The organism is Ruegeria sp. AM2 (assembly GCF_056540685.1).
In genome coordinates this window covers 5001-6247 of record NZ_JBQFXE010000023.1, presented here as the reverse complement: position 1 = coordinate 6247, position 1247 = coordinate 5001, and the positions used below count along the sequence as shown (strand labels likewise).

Sequence of the window (1247 nt, the reverse complement as noted above, 5' to 3'; positions counted from 1 at the left end):
CTGGTTGCGGGAGTAGGATTTGAACCTACGACCTTCAGGTTATGAGCCTGACGAGCTACCGGGCTGCTCCATCCCGCGACAGGGTCGGAAAGTGTTTCATCGTTGTAGAGAGATGTGGGCTTTTACTAGGTTTGGCGGTGACCTACTCTCCCGGGGCTTAAGCCCAAGTACCATTGGCGCGGCAGTGCTTAACTTCCGGGTTCGGGATGGGACCGGGTGTTTCACTTGCGCTATGACCACCAAACCGAGGAAAAGCCCACGTCGCGACTTTTGCGGAGCAAAAGCGCGACGCGCAGGAGGCAGCGTATTCGCGAAGCGGATGCGCGGTCCTGCACGGTTATATAATCAACCAACATCGCGGCTAGGTGCTGCAACGTTGCCCAACTCAAGTTTGGTGTATGCTTTGGTCTTGTCTTTCCATTACTGGATCAAATCAAGCCTATCGGGCGATTAGTACCGGTCAACTGAACGCATTACTGCGCTTACATCTCCGGCCTATTGACGTGGTGGTCTTCCACGGCCCTCAGGGAGACCTTGTTTTGAGGGGGGCTTCCCGCTTAGATGCCTTCAGCGGTTATCCTGTCCGATCATAGCTACCCAGCACTGCCGTTGGCACGACAACTGGTCCACCAGTGGATCGTTCACCCCGGTCCTCTCGTACTAGGGGCAACTCCTCTCAAGTCTCCTACACCCACGGCAGATAGGGACCGAACTGTCTCACGACGTTCTAAACCCAGCTCACGTACCTCTTTAAACGGCGAACAGCCGTACCCTTGGGACCTGCTCCAGCCCCAGGATGAGATGAGCCGACATCGAGGTGCCAAACACTGCCGTCGATATGGACTCTTGGGCAGTATCAGCCTGTTATCCCCGGCGTACCTTTTATCCGTTGAGCGATGGCCCTTCCACTCGGGACCACCGGATCACTATGGCCGTCTTTCGACTCTGCTCGACTTGTCAGTCTTGCAGTCAGGCTGGCTTCTGCCATTGCACTCAACGAGCGATTTCCGACCGCTCTGAGCCAACCTTCGCGCGCCTCCGTTACGCTTTAGGAGGCGACCGCCCCAGTCAAACTACCCGCCACGCAGGGTCCCGGATCCGGATAACGGACCGCGGTTAGACATCAAGAGTGCGAAGGGTGGTATCTCAAGGGTGGCTCCACAGGTACTTGCGTTCCTGCTTCAAAGCCCACCACCTATCCTGCACATCACAATCCTGATGCCAGTGCGAAGCTGTAGTAAAGGTGC

The 1247-nt window shown here is 56.5% G+C and carries 1 tRNA gene and 2 rRNA genes (1 of these 3 only partly in view); all 3 read right to left on the bottom strand.

The features are described from left to right. Position 1 precedes the first annotated feature (1 nt). Positions 2 to 78 (bottom strand) — tRNA-Met (locus ACR0CR_RS20330). 51 nt (positions 79 to 129) lie between these two features. Beyond that, positions 130 to 244: ribosomal RNA gene (gene rrf / locus ACR0CR_RS20325) — 5S ribosomal RNA — on the bottom strand. 185 nt (positions 245 to 429) lie between these two features. Beyond that, positions 430 to 1247 (bottom strand): 23S ribosomal RNA (locus ACR0CR_RS20320); it runs 2013 nt beyond the window's last position.